The 20,490-nt window shown below is 64.7% G+C and carries 19 protein-coding genes; 6 read left to right on the plus strand and 13 right to left on the minus strand.

Annotated features, from left to right (window positions below):
• The first annotated feature begins 191 nt into the window (after positions 1-191).
• On the plus strand, positions 192-1,436 hold the full coding sequence (gene pbpG, locus AC0Z35_RS00570; protein ID WP_485131595.1) for a D-alanyl-D-alanine endopeptidase: 1,245 nt from the start codon (positions 192-194) through the stop codon (positions 1,434-1,436).
• Positions 1,437-1,547: 111 nt separating this feature from the next.
• Here the strand turns inward: pbpG and AC0Z35_RS00575 are convergent, their stop codons facing one another.
• Positions 1,548-1,937: a ribbon-helix-helix domain-containing protein gene (locus AC0Z35_RS00575; protein WP_046804450.1), complete on the minus strand. Its 390-nt coding sequence runs from the start codon at positions 1,935-1,937 to the stop codon at positions 1,548-1,550.
• 300 nt (positions 1,938-2,237) lie between these two features.
• On the opposite strand from AC0Z35_RS00575, the gene adhP reads away from it, so the two are divergent.
• On the plus strand, positions 2,238-3,263 hold the full coding sequence (adhP, locus tag AC0Z35_RS00580; protein ID WP_046804449.1) for an alcohol dehydrogenase AdhP: 1,026 nt from the start codon (positions 2,238-2,240) through the stop codon (positions 3,261-3,263).
• A 136-nt stretch (positions 3,264-3,399) separates the two neighbouring features.
• Here the strand turns inward: adhP and AC0Z35_RS00585 are convergent, their stop codons facing one another.
• The 4 genes from AC0Z35_RS00585 to AC0Z35_RS00600 form a co-directional block, all read right to left on the minus strand.
• The gene (locus AC0Z35_RS00585) at positions 3,400-3,978 is read right to left on the minus strand and encodes a DJ-1/PfpI family protein (RefSeq protein WP_046804448.1); all 579 of its coding nucleotides are present in this window, start codon (positions 3,976-3,978) and stop codon (positions 3,400-3,402) included.
• 166 nt (positions 3,979-4,144) lie between these two features.
• On the minus strand, positions 4,145-4,849 hold the full coding sequence (locus AC0Z35_RS00590) for an SDR family NAD(P)-dependent oxidoreductase (RefSeq protein ID WP_485131594.1): 705 nt from the start codon (positions 4,847-4,849) through the stop codon (positions 4,145-4,147).
• Positions 4,839-5,819, minus strand: coding sequence for a Bug family tripartite tricarboxylate transporter substrate binding protein (locus AC0Z35_RS00595; RefSeq protein ID WP_485131593.1), 981 nt, complete (start codon positions 5,817-5,819; stop codon positions 4,839-4,841). The genes AC0Z35_RS00590 and AC0Z35_RS00595 overlap by 11 nt, the downstream gene beginning before the upstream one ends.
• A gap of 99 nt (positions 5,820-5,918) precedes the next feature.
• The gene (locus AC0Z35_RS00600; RefSeq protein WP_485131592.1) at positions 5,919-6,857 is read right to left on the minus strand and encodes a dihydrodipicolinate synthase family protein; all 939 of its coding nucleotides are present in this window, start codon (positions 6,855-6,857) and stop codon (positions 5,919-5,921) included.
• A gap of 141 nt (positions 6,858-6,998) precedes the next feature.
• Between AC0Z35_RS00600 and AC0Z35_RS00605 the strand changes: the two genes are divergently transcribed.
• Entirely contained in the window at positions 6,999-7,892 is an 894-nt protein-coding gene (locus tag AC0Z35_RS00605) for a LysR family transcriptional regulator (RefSeq protein ID WP_485131591.1), read from the plus strand.
• A 14-nt stretch (positions 7,893-7,906) separates the two neighbouring features.
• Here AC0Z35_RS00605 and ybaK read toward each other — a convergent pair whose 3' ends face one another.
• The 3 genes from ybaK to AC0Z35_RS00620 all read right to left on the minus strand — a co-directional run bounded on the left by ybaK (position 7,907) and on the right by AC0Z35_RS00620 (position 10,450).
• Positions 7,907-8,395, minus strand: a complete 489-nt coding sequence (gene ybaK / locus AC0Z35_RS00610; RefSeq protein WP_104144562.1) for a Cys-tRNA(Pro) deacylase — start codon at positions 8,393-8,395, stop codon at positions 7,907-7,909.
• A gap of 81 nt (positions 8,396-8,476) precedes the next feature.
• Positions 8,477-9,460: a site-specific tyrosine recombinase XerD gene (xerD, locus tag AC0Z35_RS00615; protein WP_485131590.1), complete on the minus strand. Its 984-nt coding sequence runs from the start codon at positions 9,458-9,460 to the stop codon at positions 8,477-8,479.
• A gap of 75 nt (positions 9,461-9,535) precedes the next feature.
• Positions 9,536-10,450, minus strand: a complete 915-nt coding sequence (locus AC0Z35_RS00620; protein ID WP_046804441.1) for a LysR substrate-binding domain-containing protein — start codon at positions 10,448-10,450, stop codon at positions 9,536-9,538.
• A 136-nt stretch (positions 10,451-10,586) separates the two neighbouring features.
• On the opposite strand from AC0Z35_RS00620, the gene AC0Z35_RS00625 reads away from it, so the two are divergent.
• Both AC0Z35_RS00625 and AC0Z35_RS00630 read left to right on the plus strand, forming a co-directional pair.
• Positions 10,587-12,269 carry a thiamine pyrophosphate-binding protein gene (locus tag AC0Z35_RS00625; protein ID WP_485131589.1) on the plus strand — a complete coding sequence of 561 codons (1,683 nt, stop codon included), beginning with the start codon at positions 10,587-10,589 and terminating at the stop codon, positions 12,267-12,269.
• A 136-nt stretch (positions 12,270-12,405) separates the two neighbouring features.
• Positions 12,406-13,599: an acyl-CoA dehydrogenase gene (locus AC0Z35_RS00630; protein WP_006221118.1), complete on the plus strand. Its 1,194-nt coding sequence runs from the start codon at positions 12,406-12,408 to the stop codon at positions 13,597-13,599.
• A 127-nt stretch (positions 13,600-13,726) separates the two neighbouring features.
• Here the strand turns inward: AC0Z35_RS00630 and AC0Z35_RS00635 are convergent, their stop codons facing one another.
• The 5 genes from AC0Z35_RS00635 to AC0Z35_RS00655 form a co-directional block, all read right to left on the minus strand.
• The gene (locus AC0Z35_RS00635; RefSeq protein WP_046804439.1) at positions 13,727-14,170 is read right to left on the minus strand and encodes a MaoC family dehydratase; all 444 of its coding nucleotides are present in this window, start codon (positions 14,168-14,170) and stop codon (positions 13,727-13,729) included.
• 80 nt (positions 14,171-14,250) lie between these two features.
• A complete protein-coding gene (gene boxA / locus AC0Z35_RS00640; protein WP_485131588.1) occupies positions 14,251-15,525 on the minus strand; it encodes a benzoyl-CoA 2,3-epoxidase subunit BoxA in 1,275 nt (424 codons plus the stop codon).
• A gap of 54 nt (positions 15,526-15,579) precedes the next feature.
• Positions 15,580-17,007: a benzoyl-CoA 2,3-epoxidase subunit BoxB gene (boxB, locus tag AC0Z35_RS00645; RefSeq protein ID WP_006221121.1), complete on the minus strand. Its 1,428-nt coding sequence runs from the start codon at positions 17,005-17,007 to the stop codon at positions 15,580-15,582.
• 75 nt (positions 17,008-17,082) lie between these two features.
• Complete coding sequence (boxC, locus tag AC0Z35_RS00650) at positions 17,083-18,771, minus strand: 2,3-epoxybenzoyl-CoA dihydrolase (protein ID WP_120156709.1); 1,689 nt, start codon at positions 18,769-18,771, stop codon at positions 17,083-17,085.
• A 117-nt stretch (positions 18,772-18,888) separates the two neighbouring features.
• Positions 18,889-19,797 (minus strand): helix-turn-helix transcriptional regulator, encoded by a 909-nt coding sequence (locus tag AC0Z35_RS00655; RefSeq protein WP_046804436.1) that lies wholly within the window; start codon positions 19,795-19,797, stop codon positions 18,889-18,891.
• Between the two features lie 201 nt (positions 19,798-19,998).
• On the opposite strand from AC0Z35_RS00655, the gene AC0Z35_RS00660 reads away from it, so the two are divergent.
• Positions 19,999-20,475 (plus strand): DUF4863 family protein, encoded by a 477-nt coding sequence (locus AC0Z35_RS00660; RefSeq protein WP_485131587.1) that lies wholly within the window; start codon positions 19,999-20,001, stop codon positions 20,473-20,475.
• The last annotated feature ends 15 nt before the right edge of the window (positions 20,476-20,490 follow it).

The following is a 20,490-nucleotide window of genomic DNA, read 5'->3' on the forward strand; positions in this document are numbered from 1 at the left end:
TGTGACGAATTGAATCTTCGTCAATACGTCACCGATATTTTTTTCGGGCAAGATGGCGAATCGCCTTGCGTGCAACTTGATGTGCTGTTTAAATTCGACGCGTAAGCCCCTAATTCATCTGGACTTTTCCTGAACCGACGTCACGCCGGCTTAAGAAATACTTTTTCACAGACTGACAAGCCTGCTCAACCATGGCATTTTCCTGGAAACGTGCAATTGCGAACGCGGTAGCGCCGGCGGCGCTGGCGCTGTGCGCGCTCCTGCCCCCCGCCGCGCAAGCCGCGAAAAATTCTGACCCTTGCAAGACCAACGCCAAATCGGCGGCTTGCAAGGCGCAACAAGCCAAGAAAGCGCCTGCTCCCAAGGCCAGCGCCGGCAAGACGTCGGCGGGCAAGCAAGCCGCGCCGAAGTCTTCGGCCTCTGCCAAGCAAGCCGCGCCCAAATCTTCGTCCACCGCCAAGAAAGCCCCGCCCAAGTCTTCGTCCACCTCCAAGAACGCCGCGCCCAAGGGCGGCAAGCAGGTGGCCGCCAAGGCCACGCCGCCTAAGAAAGGCGCCGCCGCCACGGGCAAGAACGGCAAGCCGAACAAGCCCGGCCGCGCCCAGCGCCTGGCTGCGGCCGGGGCTGCGTCGGCAGCCATGCCGCCGCCCGCCTCGTCGGTGCGCGCGGAAGCGGCGGCGCTGCGATCCAGCACCGCCTATGTGCAAGACCTGGAAACCTCGACCGTCCTTTTTGCCAAGAACGAAAACGTGGTGCGCCCCATCGCTTCCATTTCGAAGCTGATGACCGCCGTGGTCGTCGTGGACGCCAACTTGCCGATGGATGAAATGCTTGAGATCACCGACGACGACGTCGATGGCCTGAAGCACACAACGTCGCGTCTGCGCGTGGGCACCAAGCTGTCGCGCGGCGACATGCTGCACTTGGCGCTGATGTCTTCCGAGAACCGCGCCGCCAACGCGCTGGGCCGCCATTACCCGGGCGGCCTGCCCGCGTTCGTGGCCGCCATGAACGCCAAGGCGCAATCGTTGGGCATGACCAGCACGCGCTTTATCGAGCCCACCGGCCTGTCCAGCAACAACGTGTCGTCGCCGCACGATCTGGCCCGCCTGCTGCGCGCGGCCTCGCAGCGGCCGTTGATTCACCGCTACTCGACCGACACCGAGTACGAAGTTGAAATCAACAACCGCACGCAAACCTTCCGCAACACGAACCTGCTGGTGCGCAAGCCCGACTGGGACATCAAGGTATCCAAGACCGGCTACATCAACGAAGCCGGCGAATGCCTGGTGATGCTGGCTCGCATCAATGGCCGCGACCTGGCCATCGTGCTGCTGGATTCGCAGGGCAAGCTGTCACGGATTGGCGATGCGGTGCGCATCCGCCGTATCGTGCAGAACGAAGTGGCGCTGGCGTCGATTCAACCGGGTGGCTGAACGCCTGACCCGCTAAGCGCTGCGCAATGAAAAGGCCCGATCTGATCGGGCCTTTTCTTTTGGATGCGCGGCGCTTGAATGCGCTACGTTCGCCGGCGCAATTCGGTCTTGCTACGCGGCGGCGCGGCGTTTGGCGCGCAGCGGCTCAGCGTCGTACATGGAAGCGGGCAGGCCTTGCAGCACGGCTTGCGGGTTCAGCGATTGGATCGGCACGGCCGCGTCGCGCGGAATCCGGCCATCGGCTTGCAGCAGTTGATAACGCAGGCAGCACACGCGCAGGAACGACGTGAAGTTGGCGGCTTCGCCCCGATATTCGACCAGTTCGTCGTACAGGCGCTCGATCAGTTGCGTAACGCGCATGCCGTCGCGCCCCGCGATTTCTTCCAGGGTTTGCCAGAACAGCCGTTCCAGCCGCAAGCTGGTTGCCACGCCGTGCAGGCGCAAAGACCGGGTTTCGGGCGCGTACGACTGCTCGCTTGCGCGGATGAAGATTTCACACATGGGGGGCTCCTGCAAGGTCGGCGCGCCATGCCAGACGGCGCGCCTGCGGTGGACCACTGTACGACGTTTGGCGCGGCGGCTGCAAGATACCACGCCGCCGCCATGCGCCGCGCCCTGCCCCGTCCCGTTGACCCTTGAATACGCGGCCCGCGACCCCGACATTTTTGGGGGCCGGAGTCTAACGATTCTGCAACGACACGTTTCCTATCGCCTTCCATCAACTACGGGTTGATATAAATCATGGATTAAAAGCTGTCCGCGTTCGAGCATGGTGAAACAGACCTGACTTCGGAGGTAGAGATGGATAAAACCATGAAGGCCGCAGTAGCGCGCGCATTTGGCGAACCCCTGGTGATCGAGGAAGTCGCGGTGCCGCGACCCGGGCCGGGCGAATTGCTGGTCAAGATCGAGGCCTGCGGGGTTTGTCATACCGACCTGCATGCCGTGCAGGGCGACTGGCCCGTCAAACCCAACCCGCCCTTCATTCCCGGCCACGAAGGCGTCGGCCACGTGGTGGCGGTGGGCGCGGGCGTGACCCATGTGAAAGAAGGCGATCGCGTCGGCATCCCGTGGCTGTATTCCGCTTGCGGCCATTGCGAACATTGCCTGGGCGGCTGGGAAACCCTGTGCGAACAGCAACAGAACGCCGGCTACTCGGTCAACGGCGGCTTCGCGGAATACGCGCTGGCAGCCGCCGACTACGTGGGGCTGCTGCCCAAGAACGTTGGCTTCATCGACATTGCTCCCGTGCTGTGCGCGGGGGTGACCGTCTACAAAGGCTTGAAGATGACGGACACGCGGCCCGGCAACTGGGTCGTGATTTCGGGCGTGGGCGGGCTGGGCCACATGGCCGTGCAATACGCCCGCGCAATGGGCCTGAACGTGGCCGCCGTGGACATCGACGACGCCAAGCTGGATCTGGCTCGCCGCCTGGGCGCCGAAGTCACCGTCAATGCCCGGACGACAGACCCGGCGGCTTACCTGAAGCGTGAAATTGGCGGCGCCCATGGGGCGCTGATCACCGCCGTGTCGCCCAAGGCTTTCGAACAGGCGCTGGGCATGGTGCGGCGCGGCGGCACCGTGGCGCTGAACGGCTTGCCACCGGGCGACTTCCCGCTGTCCATCTTCGACATGGTGCTCAACGGCGTGACCGTGCGCGGTTCCATCGTGGGTTCGCGCTTGGACTTGCAGGAATCGCTGCAATTCGCCGAAGAGGGCAAGGTCCGCGCGACCGTCTCCACGGACCGGCTGGAGAACATCAACAGCGTGTTCGACCGCATGAAGCAAGGGCAGATCGAAGGCCGCGTCGTGCTGGACTTTGCCTGACCCGACCTGACGGGATCGGTTGAACACAAGGGCTTTCGGGGCGTGATCCCGTGATCCAGTGATGGCTTGATGGCTTGAACGCAAAGGCTTCCCGGGGCAATCCCATGCCCCGGGGAGCCTTTGTGCGCTCGTCCCGTCAGTGCGTGATCTTCGTGCCCAGCACCGCCAGGAACTGCGACAGCCATGCCGGATGCGCGGGCCACGCGGGCGCGGTCACCAAATTGCCGTCGGTATAGGCCTGGTCGATGCCGATCTCGGCATAGGTGCCGCCCGCCAGACGCACTTCCGGTGCGCACGCCGGGTACGCCGAGCACGTGCGGCCTTTCAGGATGCCGGCAGCGGCCAGCAACTGCGCGCCATGGCACACGGCCGCGATCGGCTTTCCGGCTTGATCGAAATAACGCACGATCTCCAATACCTTTTCGTTCAAGCGCAGGTATTCCGGTGCGCGGCCGCCCGGAATGACCAGGCCGTCATACGACGCCGGTTCGACGCGGGCAAAATCAAAATTCAGCGCAAAGTTGTGGCCGCGCTTTTCGCTGTAGGTTTGGGCGCCTTCGAAGTCGTGGATGGCGGTGGCAATGGTGTCGCCCGCTTTCTTGTCCGGGCAGACCGCGTGCACGGTGTGCCCCACGGCCAGCAGCGTCTGGAACGGCACCATGGTTTCGTAGTCTTCGGCGTAATCGCCGACCAGCATCAACAGTCTTTTGCTCATGGAAGTCTCCTTGGGATGAGGGCAGCCGGTTGCGCGCCCAGCGTGGTGGGGCCCGGTTCTTGATGTTGTAGCGGCCATTGTGCCCCCGCCGCGAAGACGGATGGTGGTAATGGGATACCACGCCCGGCAGGCAAGCGTGGCATCCCGCGTGGCGCCGCAAAGGCGTTCAGCGCGGCAGCGATGCGCCGCCGCAGATCGCGATGTCCTGGCCGGTGATCGCCGCCGCCTCGCGCGACATCAGAAAGTGCACCAGTGCCGCGATTTCGTCGGGCTGGATCAGCCGGCCCATCGGCGGCATGCGCGGCGCGCTGGCCGCGCGCGCCGGATCATCCAGCATGGCCGTCTGCGTGGCGGCCGGCGACACCACGTTCACCGTCACGCCCTGCGGCGCCAGCTCGGCGGCCCAGCTGCGCGCCAATGCCACCAGCGCGGCCTTGGACGCGGCGTACTGGCTGCGACCCGCCATGCCCTGCGCCACGCGGCTGCCGATCAGCACCACACGGCCATCACCGCGCGCGGCCATCTCGGCCGTCAGGATCTGCGCCATGCGAACGGCGACATCCACGTGCAGCTTCCACATGCGCTCCCCGTCGGCCGGGTCCATCAGCGCCAGGGGCCCGACCCGCAATATGCCCGCGGCATGAACCAGCGCGCGCGCATCCTTGAGCGTATCCAGCACGCGCCGCGTTGCCGCCTCGTCGCACAGGTCGACCGTAATGTGGCGATAGGCATCGTGCCGCGCCACGGCCGGCCCGATGTCCAGGCCCGCCACCTGCCACCCCGCCGTCAGCAGATGCTGCACGATGGCAAGCCCGATGCCGCCCGTGGCGCCTGTCACCACGGCCAGGCCGGCGCTGCGTTCATTCGACATGAATGCGCCCCTCTTGCACGATCTTGAGCGAGCGCGCCATGTCGTCTTTCTGGAATTGCGCGAACGCACCGGCGGACCCCGGCGTCAAGGTCACCCCCAGCTGTTCGTACTTGGCCGTCATGCCCGAGGACAGGGCCTTGTTGACCTCGGCGTTCAACTTCTCGACAACGGGGGCGGGCGTGCCGGCCGGCGCCCACAGCCCGTACCAGCTATAGAACTGATAACCCGGCAAGATTTCGCTGACGGTGGGCACGTCGGGCAGGTTGGGCAAGCGCGCCTCGGACGTCACGGCCAGTATCTTCAGCATGCCGCTTTTGTAGTACGACACCGCGCCCAGCACGGGGTCGATGAAGCCGTCAATACGCCCGCCTACCAGGTCTTGCAGCGCGGGCGACGTGCCGCGATACGGGATCACCGTGTAGTCCAGGCCGCCTTGGCGCTTGAGCAGTTCTGTAGCCAGATGGCCGGCCGACCCGATCGAGCCCACGGCAAAAGTCAGGCGGCCCGGGTTCTGCTTGGCATACGTCAGCAGGCCGGCCAGGTCCGTTACCGGCAGATCTTTTTTCACGGACAGGGACAACGGCGCCTTCCCCGCCAGGGCCACGGGCACAAAGTTCTTGTCGACGTCGTAAGGCACCGACTTCATCGTCATCGGCGCCGTCGTGAAGGTCGACGCGTTAAATAGCAGGGTGTAGCCATCGGCCGGCGACTTGGCCACCACGTCGGCGCCGATGATGCCGTTGCCGCCCGAGCGATTTTCCACGATGAAGGTTTGCCCCGTCTGCTCGCTGAGCTTCTGGGCCAGATCGCGGCCCAGCATGTCCAGCGTGCCGCCAGGCGGAAAGGGAATCACAAACCGGACCTGATGCGACGGATAGCTGTTCTGGGCCTGGGCCAGACCCTGCACCCCGCCGCCGGCAAGACCGACGCACAGCGCAACCAGGCCGCGCAACACGATTCTTTTTTGCATGATTTGTCTCCTCTTATTGATGATCCGTTGCGGCATCGTGCGGCGGTATGGCCCCAAGGCCATCCGCCTGCTTGCGTGCCGCCACGCGCGCAATCGGTGCTAGCGCGCCAGCAACTTCGCGTTCGACAGCGCCGGGCGCAGTGCGTCCATGTCGGCGTCGCCGGGCGCCTCGGTGGGCGGGCGCACGGTGGCGTTGTCCAGCACTCCGGCCAGGTACATGCCGGCCTTCATGCGGGCATGCGCCTCGCCAGTGGGCTCGCCGCCGCCGTAGACCGCATCTTTCAGCGGCGTGATCAGCGCCTGCACCTGCTGGGCGCGCTTCAGGTCGCCCGCCTTGACGGCTTCCCACAGGTCGATGATGAGTTGCGGGATGAAGGTGGCGAAGCCCACCAGCGCGCCGTCCACGCCCTGCACCATCGAGGCCAGCAGGTATTCGTCGTGGCAGGTCAGGATGGCCTTGGACGCATCCGCGTCGCGCAGCGCCTGGATGTCGCGGGCATATTTGTTCATGTCGCGCTGGCCCACCTTGAACGCCTGCACGTAAGGCAGGCGGGCCAGGTCCGCCAGCAGCTGCGACGAATACGAGGCGCGCGTCCACGCGGGATATACGTGGCACACCAGGTCCAGGTCGGGCGCGGCGCGGTGTATGGCGTCGAAATAATCCAGCGCGTGGCCGGGCGTGAAGCCAAAGCGCAGCCAGTGATGAGGCGGCATGACGTCCAATGCGGCGGCGCCCGCTTCCCGCGCGGCGCGGGCATGTTCCGTTGCCTCGGCAATGCCTTCGCACACAATCGACGAAATCACCGGCAGCTTGCCGCGCAGCTCGTCGGCCACGATACGGGTGACCTGCGTGCGTTCGGACGGGGTCAGGGAAAACACCTCGCCGGTGTGGCCGTTGGTCATGACGGCAACCACGCCTTCATGGCCGGCCAGCCACGACGCCAGGCGGCGAAGCGCGGGTTCGTCGATGCGGTGGTCGGCGGTAAAGGGGCAGGAAATTGCCGGGATGATGCCGCGGTAATTCGAGATGGAAGCCATGCTGCGTCTCCGTATCTTGTACGTGTTGGAATGGCTTTATGATCGCGGTAGCCCCTTGCGGCCGTCCAATACTCGAATTGCATAGAATTATTTTTGCTGCGGCGCACACACCTCATGGGACCCGGAAATCGACCTTTGGACATGAATTGGCTGGAGGACTTTTGCGCCCTGGCCGAGACAGGCAGTTTTTCGCGCGCGGCGGAAGCGCGCGCCATCGCACAACCGGCATTCAGCCGACACATTCGCGCGCTGGAAGAATGGGTGGGCGCCGACCTGTTCGACCGCAGCACCCACCCCACCGAGCTGACCGCGGCGGGCCAGAAATTCCTGCCGCTGCTCAAGCAGGTGATGGCCGACTTGGAGGCCGCGCGCATCAAGGCCATGGCCGCCCACGCGCAGCATGGCGCCAGCCTGCGCTTTGCCGCGACGCATCTGCTGGCGTTGTCGTTCTTCCCCAAATGGCTGACGCGGCTGGAAACCAGGATGGAAGTCGGCGCCATCCAGATGATGTCCGACAGTTTCCAGGCCTGCGAAGACCTGATGGCGCAGCGTCGCGTGCAGTTCCTGCTGTGCCACCGTCATCCTCAGGTAGCCAGCCGGCTGGATGAATTCGCCTATCCCAAGGTGTGCCTGGGTACCGACGTGCTGGTGCCGGTCAGTGCGCCGGCCTCGGACGCCAAGGGCGAACCGACACACCGCCTGGATGGCGACGACGCAGTGCCGTTCCTGGCCTATGGGTCCACATCAGGACTGGGCCGCATCGTGGCCAGCCAATTGCGATACATGCCAATGCACGCCGACCGCATTCAGACCAGCTTTGTCGGACCGCACGCCACGCTGCTGCGGTCCATGGCGATCCAGGGCCGCGGCATCGCGTGGCTGCCGGACATGCTGGTGCATGAAGACTTGCAAGACGGCAAGCTGGTCCGCGCCGGGGGACCGGAATGGGACATCCCGCTTGAGATCTGCCTCTTCAGGCAACCGAGCGACATGGCGCCGGTTGCCGAAAACTTGTGGGCGCTGGTCAGCGCCTGAGCCGCACGACCGCCTTATTCCAACGCCACCGACACCGGCTTTGCGCCCAGCACCGTGACCAGCACGTTGGGGTCGATGCCGATCAGGTAGCCGCGCCTGCCGCCGTTGATATAGACGACGGGGTACGTCAGCACATCGGCTTCGACCCACACCGGCATTTTCTTGCGCGTGCCGAAGGGCGACGTGCCGCCCACCTGGTAACCGGAATGCCGCTGCGCCACCTCGGGCTTGCAGGGCTCGACCTTTTTCAGGCCGGCCTGACGCGCCAGGTTCTTCGTGGAGACCTCGCGGTCGCCGTGCATCACCACGATCAAGGGCTTGGCCGATTCGTCTTCCATCACCAAGGTCTTGACGACGGCATGCGGGTCCAGGCCCAGCTGGCGCGCGGCCTCACCGGCACCGCCATGGTCGACGTAGTCATAGGTGTGCTCGGTGTAGGGCACCTTGTGCTGCTTGAGGAGCTGGGTGGCGGGGGTTTCCGAAACGTGGCGGGCTTTGCTCATGGATAGGCCGGGTTGAGATGGGGAAGAAGAGGAACAAGAACAGGGCTAAAAACAAGGCAAAGAACGGCCGTCCGCCGGTGGCTATCCGCGCGGGTGGTGGGCGGCGTGCAGCGCCTTGAGGCGCTCGCGTGCCACGTGCGTGTAGATCTGCGTGGTGGAAATATCGGCGTGGCCCAGCAGCATCTGCACCACGCGCAGGTCCGCGCCATGGTTCAGCAGATGCGTGGCAAAGGCGTGGCGCAGCACGTGCGGGGATAGCGGTGCGTGGATGTCGGCCAGCAACGCGTATTTTTTCACCAGCTGCCAGAACGCTTGCCGCGACATGGCTTCGGCGCGGCCGGTAATGAACAACGCGTCGCTCTGCCGGCCCGCCGCCAGTTCGGGGCGCGCCGTCTTCATGTACTGGTCGATCCAGTGGGCGGCCTCGGCGCCCAGCGGCACCAGGCGGTCCTTGCCGCCCTTGCCCAGCACCACGCGCACCACGCCTTCGTTCAGGCTGACATCCAAGGCGCGCACGCCCACCAGTTCGGACACGCGCAGGCCGGTGGCGTACAGCGTTTCCAGCATGGCGCGGTCGCGCAGGCCGCGCGGTTGCGTGGCATCCGGTGCGCGCAGCAACGCATCCACCTGTTGTTCAGACAGCGTCTTGGGCAGGCGCGGCGGTTGCTTGGCGGCAATCAGGGTCAGGCAGGGATCGCGTTCGGCGCGATGCTCGCGCAGCGCCCAGGCGAAAAAGCGCCGCAGCGTGGCCAGCCGGCGGTTGGCGGTGGTGGCGCGGGTTTCTTCGTGGCGGAAGGCGAACCAGGCTTCGATGTCGGCCTTGTCGGCCTTGGACAGCGGCTTGGCTTGCCCGACGGGCAACGCGTGCGCGCCGGCCGCATCGCCATAGCGGTCGGCCATTTCTCGGGCGTACGCTTCGGGGTCTTCCAGCCAGCGGGCGAAACCCGTCAGGTCGCGGCGATAGGCGGCCAGCGTGTTGGCGGACAAGCCGTCTTCAAGCCACACGGCGTCGATGAAGGCGTCGATATCGGCTTGGGAAGCTAAGGGCGGGCGGGAAGTCGACATAGGGATGCGGCATTCTAGAACGTTCGGAAGACGGCGGCAGGCTCGAAAGCCGAGGGCGCGTCGGGCAGCCGGCGGTTATCGTTCCCCGACGCCCGCCGCCGCGGACTTCAGCCAGGCTTCAAACAGCTTCAGTGCGTCAGAGCGCTCGCTGCGCTGTGGATAGCCAAAGTAATACCCCTGGCTGACGGTCAGCGACTGCGGCACCGGCATGGCCAGCGTGCCCTGGTCCAGCGCGGGCTGCGCCAGAAAGCGCGGCATCAGCCCCACCCCCAGACCGGCCTGCACCGCCGCCATCACCATGGTGAACAGCTCATAGCGCGGGCCGCCCGCCGCCTGCGGGCCATAAAGATGGTTATTGGCGCCGTACCACTGGCGCCAGGCGTCCGGCCGCGAGGCCAGGTGCAGATGCGTCATGCCCGCCAGCACGCTGACCCCGGCTTGCGCCGTCTTGGCGGCCCGGGCGGCCAGCGCCGGCGCGCACACCGGCACCAGTTCGCGCTCGGGAAACAGCAACACGCCCTGGGTGCCGGGCCACAGGCCGTCGCCGTGATACAGCGCGCCGTCAAACGGCTGGTCCTTGAACTGAAACGGCAAGGTGCGCACCGACAGGCTGACGGTGATGTCCGCGTGCGCGTCCTGGAAATCGGCCAGTCGCGGGATCAACCATGTGGTAGCCAGCGTGGGCACCACCGCGATATGGATGCTGCGCCCCATGCCGGTGCGGCTGACCAGCCCGAAGGTGTCTTTCTCGATCTGGTCCAGATGGTGACGGATGCGTCCCGCGTATTCGGCGCCGTGATCGGTCAGCACGATGCGCCGGCGCACGCGGGTGAACAGTTGCACGCCCAGGCGTGCTTCCAGGCTGGCCACCTGGCGGTAGACCGCGCTGTGAGTCAGGGACAGTTCTTCGGCCGCCCGGGAAAAGCTGCCCAGCCGGGCCGATGCCTCGAACGCCTGCAAGGCGGTCAAATTGGGGATGCCGTTTCTCATGGACCAAACTGCCTGAAAGCCAACAGGGCACTACGTGCCGGGGAATCAATAGATTGTGCAATTTTATCAATTGCGTTGTGCGGCCAGGGCACATATCCTCGGGAGTCTTATCCTCGGCTACCCACGACACCCCACCATGTCTCAGCAAGATTCCCGCCTTGGCGGTCACATTCTGGTCGACCAACTGGTCGCCCAGGGCGTCAAACACGTTTTCTGCGTTCCCGGCGAGAGCTACCTGGCGGTGCTGGACGGCCTGCACGACGCGGACATCAAAGTGACGGTGTGCCGTCAGGAAGGCGGCGCGGCCATGATGGCCGACGCGCACGGCAAGCTGACCGGCGAACCCGGCATCTGCATGGTGACCCGTGGCCCGGGCGCGTCCAACGCGCTGGCCGGCGTGCACATTGCCAAGCAGGATTCCACGCCGCTGATCCTGTTCGTGGGCCAGATCGAACGCGGCATGCGCGAACGCGAAGCCTTTCAGGAAATGGATTACCGCGCCGTGTTCGGCACGCAGGCCAAGTGGGTCACCGAGATCGATCAGGTCGAACGCATCCCCGAACTGATCTCGCGCGCGTTCCACATCGCCACGTCGGGCCGTCCCGGCCCCGTCGTGATTGCGCTGCCCGAAGACATGCTGGTCGAAGCGGCCAAGGTGGCCGACGCCCCGCGCTATGAGTTGATCGAATCCTCCCCCACGGCCGGCCAATTGGCCGACCTGGAAAAGTTGCTGGCCGACGCCAAGAACCCCGTCGCCATCCTGGGCGGCACCCGCTGGGACGCCCGCGCGGTGCAGCAGTTTGCCGACTTCGCGCAGCGCCATGCGCTGCCCACGGCCGTGTCGTTCCGCCGCCAGATGTTGTTCCCGGCCGACCACCCGTGCTTTATCGGCGACGTGGGCCTGGGCATCAACCCGGCACTGCTCAAGCGCGTGGCAGACGCCGACCTGATTCTGCTGGTGGGCGGCCGCATGTCCGAGAACCCCAGCCAGGCCTACACGCTGCTGGACATCCCTGTCCCCAAGCAAAAACTGGTGCACGTGCATCCCGACACCGCCGAACTCGGCCGCGTCTACCGCGCCACGCTGGCCATCAACACGTCGCCCGCCGCGTTCGCCGAATCGCTGGGCGGCCTGAAGGCGCCGGCCAAGCCCGTGTGGGCGGAAGGCACGCAGGCCATGCGCGAGTCGTACCTGAAATGGAGCGACCCGGAAACCATCACGACGCCGGGCACGCTGCAAATGGGCCAGGTCATGGCCTATCTGGAAAAGACGCTGCCGGCCGACGCCATCATGACCAACGGCGCGGGCAACTACGCCACCTGGCTGCATCGCTTCCACCGCTTCACGCGCTTTGGCACGCAGTTGGCGCCGACGTCGGGCTCGATGGGCTATGGCCTGCCCGCGGCAGTGGGCGCCAAGCGCGTCTGGCCTGACAAGACGGTTGTCTGCTTTGCCGGCGACGGCTGCTTCCTGATGCACGGCCAGGAATTTGCCACCGCCGTGCAGTACGACCTGCCCATCATCGTGGTGCTGGTCGACAACGGCATGTACGGCACCATCCGCATGCACCAGGAAAAGCACTATCCCGGCCGCGTATCCGCGACCGAACTGAAAAACCCGGACTTTGCCGACTACGCGCGCGCCTTTGGCGGCCACGGCGAACGCGTGGAAACCACCGAACAATTCGGCCCGGCTTTCGAACGCGCGCTGGCCAGCGGCAAGCCGGCCATCCTGCACTGCTTCATCGACCCCGAAACCATCACCCCGTCGACGACCTTGGAAAAGATCCGCGACGCGGCGCTCAAAGCCCAGCACTGACACCCCTGATCCGGCCGGCAATCCAGCGGCGCGCTCCCCCGCGCGCCGCCCTCGGAAACCCGAACTTGCCGCCCGAATTATTTTAGGTTTAAACTTTCTAGATTCCGAATACGGAAATCCATAGCGGAGACCCAGCATGTCCTCGAATCCTTCTTTTCAATGGCAAGATCCCCTGTTGCTGGACCAGCAACTGACCGAAGAAGAACGCATGGTGCGCGATGCCGCCTATGCCTATTCGCAGGACAAGCTTGCCCCCCGCGTGCTGAACGCCTTCCGCAACGAGAAGACCGATCCGGAAATCTTCTCTGAAATGGGCGAACTCGGCCTGCTGGGCGCCACCATTCCTGAAGCCTACGGCGGCGCCGGCATGAACTATGTCAGCTACGGCCTGATCGCCCGCGAAGTCGAACGCATCGACTCCGGCTACCGCTCGATGATGAGCGTGCAGTCGTCGCTGGTGATGGTGCCGATCAACGAATTCGGCAGCGAAGCGCAAAAGCAGAAGTACCTGCCCAAGCTGGCTCGCGGCGAATGGATCGGGTGCTTCGGCCTGACCGAACCGAACCACGGTTCCGACCCCGGCGGCATGGAAACCCGCGCCGTCAAGACGTCCGACGGCTACAAGATTTCCGGCAACAAGATGTGGATCACCAACTCGCCCATCGCGGACGTGTTCGTGGTGTGGGCCAAATGCGTTGGCGGCGACTTCGACGGCAAGATCCGCGGCTTCATCCTGGACAAGGGCATGAAGGGCCTGTCGGCCCCCGCCATCCACGGCAAGGTCGGCCTGCGCGCGTCGATCACCGGCGAAATCGTCATGGACGAAGTGGAAGTGTCCGAAGACCAGATGATGCCCGGCGTGTCCGGCCTGAAGGGTCCGTTCACCTGCCTGAACTCTGCCCGCTACGGCATCGCCTGGGGCGCTGTCGGCGCCGCCGAAGCCTGCTGGCATACCGCCCGCCAGTACACGCTGGACCGCAAGCAGTTCGGCCGCCCGCTGGCCGCCAACCAGCTGATCCAGAAGAAGCTGGCCGACATGCAAACCGAAATCACGCTGGCCCTGCAAGGCTGCCTGCGTTTGGGCCGCATGAAGGACGAAGGCACCGCCGCCGTCGAAATCACGTCCATCATGAAGCGCAACTCCTGCGGCAAGGCGCTGGACATTGCCCGCCTGGCTCGCGACATGCTCGGCGGCAACGGCATTTCGGATGAATTCGGCGTGGCCCGCCACCTGGTGAACCTGGAAGTGGTCAACACCTACGAAGGCACCCACGACGTGCACGCCCTGATCCTGGGCCGCGCGCAAACGGGCATCCAGGCGTTCTATTGATCGCTTGATCCGTTGATGGATCGATCGCTTGCCGGTTCGCCGGCTTGAATGCAAAAACCGCCTTCGGATGAAGGCGGTTTTTTTTGGGGCACACGGCACACGGCGCGCGGCGCGCGGACCCGTTGTTTTAGTTTTCGCCCGACAGATCAAACAGGCTTGTCGCGTCCAGTTCCAGCACGCCTTCGTCGTGCTGATTGATGACCGTCCAGGCCCACGTGATGATGCCCAGGTCCGGGCGCGATGACGACGTGCGCGCGCCTTGCACGCGCGCTTCCAGGCGCAGCGTATCGCCGGGGCGCACCGGCGTGCGCCAGCGCACTTCGCCCAGGCCGGGCGAACCAAACGATTCGGAGTCGTGCAGCGCGGCGTCCACCGCCATCCGCATCGCCAACGCGCACGTGTGCCAACCGCTTGCGATCAGCCCGCCCCAGCGCCCTTCCGCCGCGCGCTGCGGGTCGGTGTGGAACCATTGCGGGTCGAATTTGCGAGCAAACTCCAGGATCTCGGCTTCGGTGACGGTGATGGGACCGGCCTTGATCAGCATGCCGTCCTTGAATTCAGCGAACTTCATTTGTTTTTTTCCCCCGGAAAAACAAGCGGCGCGCTCAAGGCGCGCCGTGGTCTTCACGTATGTCACGCTGGTGAATGACGCTAATAGGTCTCGAAATGCAGGCGCCCTTCGCGGCGCAGCACCTCGTGCAGGATAGACCAATCCTGCCCCGATTGCATCGTCACATCACGCAAGGCGTCCAGCACGCCGACTTCCATTCCCTTCAAGCCGCAGACATAGATACAGGTGTTGCGATCCGCTAGCAAATCGCACACTTGCGCCGCTCGTTCGCGGATCAGATCCTGCACATAACGCTTGGGCTGGCCGGGCTCTCGCGATAGCGCCAGATTGATGTCGATGAAGTCGCGCGGCAGCTTCATCAACGGCCCGAAGTACGGCAGCTCGCGCTCGGTGCGAGCGCCGAAGAACAGCATCAGCCTGCCGTTTTCGCCGAAGTCGATGCGGCGCCGGTAGCGCTCGGTCATGGCGCGCATCGGCGCCGAGCCCGTGCCGGTGCAGATCATGATGAGGTTGGCGCGCGGGTGGTTCGGCATCAGGAACGTATGCCCAAAGGGGCCGATGACTTGCACGGTATCGTTCTTGGCCAGGTCGCACAGGTAGTTGGAACACACGCCGTGCGCCGCCGCGCCGCCGTGGTCTTCGGTAACGCGCTTTACCGTCAACGACAGATTGTTGTAGCCCGCGCGTTCGCCATCGCGCGGGCTGGCCAATGAATACTGGCGCGCATGATGCGGGCGGCCCTGGGCGTCGACCCCGGGCGGAAGAATGCCGATCGATTGCCCTTCCAGCACGGGAAACGGCAGTTCGCCAAAATCCAGCACGATGTGGTGAATATCGCTTTCGGTATCGGCGCCCGTCACGCGGTAGTTGCCCACCACCGTGGCCGTCATCGGCGCCTTGTGCGTGTACAGGTTGACGTAGGGATGCGCCGCCGACCACGGCGGCACGGACGCGCCGGCCGGGGTGAAGGACGCTTGCACGGGCGCTGCGGCAAGCGTTTCGGCGGCCTGCGACAACGGCGAATCCAACGATGTGTCGGCGCCTTCGATCGGGGTCGATGTCGGGCTTGCCGCCGGCAGCGCCTTTTCCTTGGGCAGTTCTTCCCAGCCGAACTGCTCTTGCACCGAATACGCTTCGCTGCGCACCATCAGCCGCCAGTTATCGATCGACCCGGTGGGGCACGGCGGCACACAGGCCATGCAGCCATTGCAGATGTCCGGGTCCACCACGTAGTTGTTGGAATCGTGCATGATGGCGTCGACCGGGCAGGTTTCTTCGCACGTATTGCAGCGAATGCAGATCTCGGGGTCGATCAGGTGCTGCTTGAGCACATCTACGGGTAATGGGGCGTTCATCGCGGTCTTCCCAATGCGCGGGCGGGCGGCACGCGCGCGCCGCCCCCTTCGCCTTCAGTTGAAACGGACGTAGTCAAAGTTGACCGGCTGGCGGTTGATGCCCATGACGGGCGGCGCGATCCAGTTGGCGAACTTGCCCGGTTCGGTGACACGCCCCATCAACGACGCCACAAAGGCGCGGTCCTCGGGCGTGGGCAGCCACTTGTGGCTGTTGGCCTGCCATTGGGATTCAGACAGGATTTCGCCTTCGGGCGACATGCGGATGCCGGCCAGCGTGCCGATCTGGCGGTTGAACGCCTTGTGCGGCACGTGCAGCCGGAACGGGATGCCGCTTTTCTCGATGACCTTGTTCCAGCGGCCGATCCCCGCCACGGAGTCGCGGATGAAATCATCGCGCAGCACTTCGTTCAGCGCATTCAGCATGGGTACCTCGACCTCGTTCAGCTTGCCGTTGTTCACGGTCAGCACGCGGTAGGTGTCGTTCTTCAATTGATGGTCGTCGGTGCGCTTGGATTCTTCGTAGCGGCCCTTCAAGCCCGAGCCATAGAAGATGGCGGCGTTGGAAGACTGGTCGGCGCCGAACAGATCGATGGTGACGCTGTAGTGAAAATTCAGGTAGCGCTGGATGGTGGGCAGGTCGATCACACCGGCGGCGCGCACGCTTTCCGGGTCGTCCGTCTTCAATTGGTTCATGACTTCGCAAGTGCGCTGGATTACGCGCGAAATGCCCGATTCGCCCACGAACATGTGGTGCGCTTCTTCCGTCAGCATGAACTTCGTGGTGCGTGCCAGCGGGTCGAAGCTGGACTCGGCCAACGCGCATAACTGGAACTTGCCGTCGCGGTCGGTGAAATACGTGAACATGTAGAACGCCAGCCAGTCCGGCGTTTTTTCGTTGAAGGCGCCCAGGATGCGCGGGTTGTCGGCATCGCCCGACGTGCGCTGCAACAGCGCATCGGCTTCTTCGCGGCCATCGCGGCCGAAGTAGCGATGCAGCAGATACACCATGGCCCACAGGTGGCGGCCTTCTTCGACGTTGATTTGGAACAGGTTGCGCAGGTCGTACTGCGACGGCGCGGTCAGGCCCAGATGGCGTTGCTGTTCAATCGAGGCGGGTTCGGTGTCGCCCTGCGTGACGATGATGCGGCGCAGGTTGGCGCGATGCTCGCCGGGCACGTCCTGCCAGACGTCGCGGCCCATGTTTTCGCCAAAGTGAATCTTGCGCTGGCCGTCTTGCGGCGCCAGGAAAATGCCCCAGCGGTAATCCGGCATGCGCACGTGGTTGAAGTTGGCCCAGCCGTCGGGTTCAACGCTGACGGCGGTGCGCAGGTACACGTCAAAACCGTGCGAGCCGTCCGGCCCCATGTCTTGCCACCATTGCAGGTAGTTGGGTTGCCAGTGTTCCAGCGCGCGTTGCAAGGTGCGGTCGCCGGACAGGTTGACGTTATTGGGGATCTTATCGGTGTAGTTGATTCCAGACATGTCTCGCTCCTTGTTTGTTTTCGGGTCCGCGCTGTTGGTACGCGCTTTTAGCCCGCATTCCCAGCCGGCCCAGGCTCAGACGCGATTCCAGTCGAACGTGGCCTGCTCGCCCTTGCCGTAGAGCTTCAACGCGCCTTTGTCGCCGGCCGCGTTGGGGCGGTTGAAGATCCAGTTCTGCCACGCGGTCAGGCGCCCGAAGATGCGCGTTTCCATCGTTTCCTTGCCACCGAAGCGCAGGTTGGCTTCCAGCCCCGTCAGCGCGTCCGGCGATAGTGCGCGGCGCTCTTCCAGCATCATTCGCACTTCGTCGTCCCAGTCGATGCTGTCCGGCGCGTAGGTCACCAGGCCCAGATCCAGCGCGTCGGTGGCGGACAACGGCTGGCCGGCGCGGCCGCGCACGGCTTCCAGCGGCGCGGTCTCTTCATAGAAACGACGTTGCAGGCGGCTTTGGCCATTGACCATCGGATAAGCGCCGAAATTGCGTTCGCCCACGACGATGTGCGCGTTGGGCGCATCCGGTTCGGCGTCGTTGTCCAGCATGTAGCTGCGGTCGGCGGCCAGCGCCAATTCCAGCAAGGTGCCCACAAAGCAGGAGCCCGGTTCGATCAGCGCGAACAGACTGCGCGACGTGACATCCAGCCGGGCCAGCGTACGGCGCAACATGCCTGCGGTTTCGCGCACAAACCAATGCGTGGCGTGGCGTTGCAGCGCGGCGTCGGCGGCCAGCACGGCGTCGGCGTCGCCCTCGGTCTTGAAGATCCAGGTGCCGATGTCCAGCTCGTTGGTGCGCATGGACAGGATGGCGTCGTCCAGTTCGCGCGCCATTTGCAGCGGCCACCACGCGGCGCCCGCCGTAACGATGTCGTCCAGTTCGGATTGCACCGGTTCCTGCGGCGCGCGCACGGTCCAGGTGGCCAGACGCTTGTCGCGATCAAGGTGGATATCGACGTAGCGATACGACAGACGATCGGGGGTTTCGGTGCGTTCGATGGGCGTCAGCGCAATGCCGTGCTCGCCTGCCTGGCGGTCGCTGGTGTCGGCCAGCGCCAGCGCGCGCTCGCGCACCGCTTCTTCAAAGCGGGCGGGCTTGACCACGTCGTCCACCAAACGCCAGTCCTTGGCGCGCTGGCCACGCACGCCTTCAACCAGCGTGCAGAAGATGTCGGCGTGGTCATGGCGCACGCGGCGCTTGTCGGTCACGCGGGTCAGGCCGCCGGTGCCGGGCAGCACGCCCAGCAGCGGCACTTCGGGCAAGGCCACCGACGACGATCGATCGTCCACCAGCAGGATTTCGTCGCAGGCCAACGCCAGCTCGTAGCCGCCACCCGCGCAGGCGCCGTTCAGCGCCGCAATGAATTTCAAGCCGCTGTGGCGGCTGGAGTCTTCAATGCCGTTGCGCGTTTCGTTGGTGAACTTGCAGAAGTTGACCTTCCACGCGTGCGACGACAAGCCCAGCATGAAGATGTTGGCGCCCGAACAGAAGATGCGATCTTTCATGCTGGTGACCACCACGCTTTTCACTTCGGGGTGCTCGAAGCGAATGCGTTGCAGGGCGTCGTGCAGTTCGATGTCCACGCCCAGATCGTACGAATTGAGCTTGAGCTTGTAGCCGGGGCGCAGGCCGCCGTCTTCGGCCACGTCCATGGCCAGCGTTGCAACGGGGCCGTCAAACGTCAGGCGCCAGTGGCGGTACAGGTCGGGCCGGGTGCGGAAATCAACGCGGGCCTCGGGCCGGGTTTCATGCCCGTTTGCGGTGCTGCTCATGGTGTGTCTCCTCGTACGCCCTGCCTGGACAGGAAAAATACTGCATCACATGAATTATTGTGCAGATTAGTTCAGGCAAAAACGCACGTCAAGCGAGACATGCATAAAAGTGCAGATTTATAGCGGCAGGCCGCAGGCCTTTCGAACCTGGGTGCGCAGGCCGGCAAAGCTTTCCTGGACTTCCAGGTTGCTGGTGACCCACGTCAGGTCGGCCTTGGCGTAGAAGGCTTCCCGCCCGGCAAGGATGCGCTTGAGATCGGCCATGGCTTCGTTGTTGCCCGACATGGGGCGGAAGTCGCCTTGCGCCATGACGCGGCCCATGTGTTCTTCGGGCGTGGCGCGCAGCCAAACCGTGTAGCAATGGGCCAGCAGCAGGTTCAACGTGGCCGGTTCGGATACCAACCCCCCGGGGGTGGCCAGCACCATTTCGGGATAGATCTGCACGGCCTCTTCCAGCGCGCGCCGTTCGTAGCGGCGATAGGCGTTGGGGCCGTACAGGTTATGGATTTCAAGAATGCTGCACCCGGCTACGCGTTCGATCTCGCGGTTCAGCTCGACAAAGGGGTAGCCCAGATCGTCGGCCAGCATCTGGCCCAGGGTGGACTTGCCCGCCCCACGCAGCCCGATCAGCGCGACACGCTGCGTGCGGTTGGGCCGCTGCGCGCCCGCCCCCACGCCAAACAGTTGCGTCAAGGCTTCGCGTGCGCGTTGCAGGTCGGATTCCGTGCGGCCGCTGAGCAGTTCGCGGATCAGCAGCCAATCGGGCGACTCCGTGGTGACGTCGCCCACCAGTTCGGCCAGCGCGCAATTGAAGGCGCGCGCAATCTGCAACAGCACCAGGATGGACGCGTTGCCCACTCCGTGTTCCAGATTGGCCAGATGCCGTTCGGACACCCCCGTCACCTGCGACAGACCCTTGCGCGTCATGCCGCGTATGGCTCTAAGGCGGCGCACCCGCTCGCCTAAAGCCACCAGGAAAGCTTCCCGCCTGGGTTCGGTTGGCGCCGCATCTAGCGCTTGATTCATGTTTGGCTGACTCCGCAAATACCCTGATAAGCCTTGTTTTATGCACTATAGTGCTTGACCCTTTCGTATGGAAGCACTATTTTTCCTTCCAAGCAGTTCCAAGCGGTCATCGCGCATTAAAGCGGCAATAAAGCGCCATTGAAGCGGCACTGAAGTTCATGCCGCATTCCAAAGCGCCGACAGTGTAAAGGAGGAGTCCCGGTGAGCACGCCAGATCAATTCCATGCCCTGATGCAAGCGGCCACGCGGCTGGTGGCCGACGAGCCGCTGGATGCCGGGTTGCAGGCGAAGCTGAACCGCGAGGCCGGCCGCACCAGCGCGCTGTACCAGCAGATCTTTGCCGCCTGTAAGCAAGGCGTGGCCGACGGCTGGATGTGCAACCGCGAAGGCGGCGGCATCCGCTACGGACGCGTCATCAAGCCGGCCGACGACCTGGGCGGCTGCTCGGTGGATGTCGTGGACATGGATGACCTGGCCGGCCCGCACCACGCCCATCCCAATGGCGAAATCGACCTGATCATGCCGCTGACCGCCGACGCCCGCTTTGACGGCCACGGCGCCGGCTGGCTGGTCTACGGCCCCGGCAGCGCGCACAGCCCCACCGTAACGCAAGGCCGCGCACTGGTGCTGTACCTGCTGCCCGGCGGCGCCATCGAGTTCACGCGGCCCGGCAGCTAGCCCCCGCTTGCCGCC

The sequence above is a fragment of the Achromobacter sp. 1L-A-4-B-C2 genome (genome assembly GCF_057291955.1).

Excerpts from the sequence above, each read along its gene's own strand:
- pbpG (WP_485131595.1), top strand. The coding sequence starts at position 192 with ATGGCATTTTCCTGGAAACGTGCAATTGCGAACGCGGTAGCGCCGGCG.
- AC0Z35_RS00575 (WP_046804450.1), bottom strand. The coding sequence starts at position 1,937 with ATGTGTGAAATCTTCATCCGCGCAAGCGAGCAGTCGTACGCGCCCGAA.
- adhP (WP_046804449.1), top strand. The coding sequence starts at position 2,238 with ATGGATAAAACCATGAAGGCCGCAGTAGCGCGCGCATTTGGCGAACCC.
- AC0Z35_RS00585 (WP_046804448.1), bottom strand. The coding sequence starts at position 3,978 with ATGAGCAAAAGACTGTTGATGCTGGTCGGCGATTACGCCGAAGACTAC.
- AC0Z35_RS00590 (WP_485131594.1), bottom strand. The coding sequence starts at position 4,849 with ATGTCGAATGAACGCAGCGCCGGCCTGGCCGTGGTGACAGGCGCCACG.
- AC0Z35_RS00595 (WP_485131593.1), bottom strand. The coding sequence starts at position 5,819 with ATGCAAAAAAGAATCGTGTTGCGCGGCCTGGTTGCGCTGTGCGTCGGT.
- AC0Z35_RS00600 (WP_485131592.1), bottom strand. The coding sequence starts at position 6,857 with ATGGCTTCCATCTCGAATTACCGCGGCATCATCCCGGCAATTTCCTGC.
- AC0Z35_RS00605 (WP_485131591.1), top strand. The coding sequence starts at position 6,999 with ATGAATTGGCTGGAGGACTTTTGCGCCCTGGCCGAGACAGGCAGTTTT.
- ybaK (WP_104144562.1), bottom strand. The coding sequence starts at position 8,395 with ATGAGCAAAGCCCGCCACGTTTCGGAAACCCCCGCCACCCAGCTCCTC.
- xerD (WP_485131590.1), bottom strand. The coding sequence starts at position 9,460 with ATGTCGACTTCCCGCCCGCCCTTAGCTTCCCAAGCCGATATCGACGCC.
- AC0Z35_RS00620 (WP_046804441.1), bottom strand. The coding sequence starts at position 10,450 with ATGAGAAACGGCATCCCCAATTTGACCGCCTTGCAGGCGTTCGAGGCA.
- AC0Z35_RS00625 (WP_485131589.1), top strand. The coding sequence starts at position 10,587 with ATGTCTCAGCAAGATTCCCGCCTTGGCGGTCACATTCTGGTCGACCAA.
- AC0Z35_RS00630 (WP_006221118.1), top strand. The coding sequence starts at position 12,406 with ATGTCCTCGAATCCTTCTTTTCAATGGCAAGATCCCCTGTTGCTGGAC.
- AC0Z35_RS00635 (WP_046804439.1), bottom strand. The coding sequence starts at position 14,170 with ATGAAGTTCGCTGAATTCAAGGACGGCATGCTGATCAAGGCCGGTCCC.
- boxA (WP_485131588.1), bottom strand. The coding sequence starts at position 15,525 with ATGAACGCCCCATTACCCGTAGATGTGCTCAAGCAGCACCTGATCGAC.
- boxB (WP_006221121.1), bottom strand. The coding sequence starts at position 17,007 with ATGTCTGGAATCAACTACACCGATAAGATCCCCAATAACGTCAACCTG.
- boxC (WP_120156709.1), bottom strand. The coding sequence starts at position 18,771 with ATGAGCAGCACCGCAAACGGGCATGAAACCCGGCCCGAGGCCCGCGTT.
- AC0Z35_RS00655 (WP_046804436.1), bottom strand. The coding sequence starts at position 19,797 with ATGAATCAAGCGCTAGATGCGGCGCCAACCGAACCCAGGCGGGAAGCT.